The sequence below is a fragment of the Stenotrophomonas capsici genome (assembly GCF_034961085.1).
Classification (GTDB): Bacteria; Pseudomonadota; Gammaproteobacteria; order Xanthomonadales; family Xanthomonadaceae; genus Stenotrophomonas; species Stenotrophomonas capsici.
On the sequence record NZ_JAYFUH010000130.1, the window covers coordinates 1 to 3047 of the forward strand.

The following is a 3047-nucleotide window of genomic DNA, read 5'->3' on the forward strand; positions in this document are numbered from 1 at the left end:
CTATGGCGCCATGCTCGCCGGCGTGATTGACCTTGATGATGCGGTCGCCAAGATAATTGGCTACAGGTTGCATGATTACTTCCATGTGAGCCCTAACGCTAGGATTAAGCTGAGCCGCGAAGCGGCTTCGGCTTGAATGAATTGTTAGGCGGCAACCGACACGACGGACGCTGCGCCCAATAGTCTGCCCGCTTGGCAAGGTCTTCGGGAAGGCCACGAAAGCATACGTGGGCGCAGTTACCGGCAATACCATCAGCGCAGCCGGAGCGACTACAAGCGAGAACACACGCGTCTTTGGCCTCGCAGCGAGCTGCTGCAGCTTCTAGGTAGGCAGCCTCGTCCGCGTTGCGGGCGGGAATGCCAGTGGCCGAACAGTGCGGGGACCATGGCTGCCTAGACGCAACAGATTGGGAGCCGGCGAAGCAAGCGCTAGACAAGCTGCTTAGAAGAAAGACCATCACGAACTTGAGAGCTACCATTGCCGCCTAACGCCAGAGTTAAGCCGAGCCGCGAAGCGGCTTCGGCTTGGAGGAAGTGCTAGGGCGCGTATCAGTCACTCGACAACGCCCGTTGCAACGTGGAACACATAGGAAGGCGATCCGGAGCTGCGAGTGAGTTGCCCCGTGACCTTGACCCGAATGCCGCCTCGATTTGGCGCGAGAGTACCCCAAAGCGCGCCCGAAAAATCAGAGCTACCTCCGTTGCCCTCAAGGCCAAGGCCCAAATTTGGGCAAGCTGGGTCGGAGAGCGTGGTCCCATGGCGGGACATCTTGGCCGTCCCTGAAACTGTGAGAGGAGTTCCCAGGAAGCGATCCGGAGCGCGCGCAACGTTACAGACGGACTCGGGCATAGGGGCGCCAGAGCAAGAAATGAGCGAGACAAGCAGAAGCGTGACAGCACCTCTCATAGCGCACCAACTCTTGAACTAAGCCGCGCCCCGCCAAGCGGCGTCGGCATGAATGAACTGTCAGGCGGCTACGGGCTGCCAAACTGGAAGTCGAATGGAACCTTTCGTGTACGAGAAGCCGAATCCGCCGAATAGCGCCACTTTGCCACCGCGGATTGTGCGGCACTAGGCCAAGCTGAGTGGCCAGATGATGAAAGTACCGTGGAGGAACGAACTGAACCGTCCGGATCGATCTGCAGCTCCAGTGTAACTGTGCCACCACGCAGCTCTGCAATACGAGGTGCTTCTGGCGCCGGGCAATAGACGAGCTCTGGGTCTGACGACATGCATGAGTTGTGGGGCGTGGTAGCGCCCGCCGTTGCCAGTGAAAGGAGCAGCCAGTGGAAGTTCATAGCCGCCTAACGCCTGAATTGAGCCGCGCCGCGAAGCGACGTCGGTTTGAATGAGCTGTCAGGCCGGTTACCCATGGCCATGGCTAAAGGAGCCTTTGGCATCAGAAGTTGGATCGCTCAGCTCATCATGGAGCGATTCCATGATTGCGGAAATGGTGTCAGATGCAGGCTGCCCATACTGCTCTTGAAGCGCATTAGCGATGTGTCGAATGGTATCTGCGAGGAAAATACCCCATGCAGGGGCCTCATCACGCCCGTTGTCCTGCCAAAGCCCCACCTTGATCGTGCAGTGCTGGCCATGCTCAGCAATCCAAGCACTGAGCATCTGGATCGCTTTGTCGTCACGTTGCGCTGCAGGTGGGATTACTAGTGGCTTCATAGTGGGTCTAACTCCGGGATTAAGCTGGCGCGCGGAGTGGGATCGACTTGAATGAACTGTTAGGCATCAAGCCGGCACCAGAATGCCAGTGAGTACCTACCCATGTCGATTGACTCCCAATCAGAGGACTCATGGATTGGCATCTTAAGGACGATTGTTTTGAGGTCAACATGTGTCGGGAACTCTGAAAGAACAACATCCGCCGCCTCCTGCCCCAGCTTGTGAGTGACTTTGAACAGAGGGGAATAACTTGCGAGCTCGGCGACACTGACGCGGAAACTGCTACGGGTCATTAGTTCGTCGCCGTCAAAGAGGGCTAAGTCAACGCGCACAGATCTGTCCTTCATGCCTAACTCTGGAGTTAAGCCGACCCGCGAAGCGGTATCGGCTTGAATGAACTGCTAGGCATCGGCCGCAGACTCAAAGTGCTGGTCGAATGCCAAAACAGCCGCCTCAATCGTTGGTGAAGCCCCGAACCGGGGATGTGGATCCTGCTCTATCAACAGTTCCAGGAATTGTGCTTCCAACGATGCCGCGGCACCAGTCGGTGCGTCCGCGTGGAAGAAGTCCTTGCTTTGAACAGTGAATCCACTGCCGATGACCTCAAAGACACGATAAAGAACTGCGCCGCTCTGTACGCGACGCCAGATTGGTATGTAGCGATACAAATGGGTCATATAGGCTGACGGTAAGTTGGTCTGTTGTGTCGCGGGAACGCTTATGCGATGCCCAATTCTGGAAATAAGCTAACCCGCGAAGCGGCTTCGGCTTGAATGAATTGTTAGGGGGCACTTTTTGGCCAACTTGAGAGAGCGCCGACAAGCTTGACGCGCTCTAGAAACGTGCCGGCTGGATTCCGTGGGACGAACACGCGGATGCTGCTGTGGGGACTCGCGTCAAGGAAAAGCTCTGCTTGGTAGTCACGGTCGGAACCTTGCTCATACCACCTTACGGGCCGCCCAAAGGCCATGCCAACTTCCGCTCGGGTTAGGTCCTCTGACACGAGAGGTGGTGTGCTTCCGCGAAATAGAATGAACGCAGAAGTGCCATCTGCCTCCACGGCGAGGCATACAACCTCATCACCCGGTCCATAGTGGCCTTCCCAGTGAACTCGAGCACTTGGAGGCAATTCCGGGCATCGCAGCTCGGCGGCAACCGTGAGAGGATATAGCGCAAGCGCAAAGAGAGCGAAGATGTTCATGTGAGCCATAACGCCAGAGTTAAGGCAAGCGCGAAGCGGCTTCGCCTTGAACGAATTGTTAGCCGCCATATGGACGGTATCCATCGAACTCCCACTGCAACTCGTGATTGAGAGTTTGGGCAACCTCCTGCCAGCTTGAGCGAGACGCTTGTGCGAGCAGGCGGTTGA

At 56.9% G+C, this 3047-nt stretch carries 4 protein-coding genes; all 4 read right to left on the minus strand.

Translation table 11 applies throughout. The annotated features are described in order from the left end of the window. Positions 1 to 975 precede the first annotated feature (975 nt). Positions 976 to 1299, minus strand: a complete 324-nt coding sequence (locus VA603_RS19540; protein WP_425603687.1) for an energy transducer TonB — start codon at positions 1297 to 1299, stop codon at positions 976 to 978. A gap of 67 nt (positions 1300 to 1366) precedes the next feature. Next, positions 1367 to 1678, minus strand: a complete 312-nt coding sequence (locus VA603_RS10035; RefSeq protein WP_132862396.1) for a DUF5076 domain-containing protein — start codon at positions 1676 to 1678, stop codon at positions 1367 to 1369. A 59-nt stretch (positions 1679 to 1737) separates the two neighbouring features. Then, on the minus strand, positions 1738 to 2025 hold the full coding sequence (locus tag VA603_RS10040; RefSeq protein WP_323438721.1) for a hypothetical protein: 288 nt from the start codon (positions 2023 to 2025) through the stop codon (positions 1738 to 1740). 54 nt (positions 2026 to 2079) lie between these two features. After that, the gene (locus tag VA603_RS10045) at positions 2080 to 2355 is read right to left on the minus strand and encodes a hypothetical protein (protein ID WP_323438722.1); all 276 of its coding nucleotides are present in this window, start codon (positions 2353 to 2355) and stop codon (positions 2080 to 2082) included. Positions 2356 to 3047 lie beyond the last annotated feature (692 nt).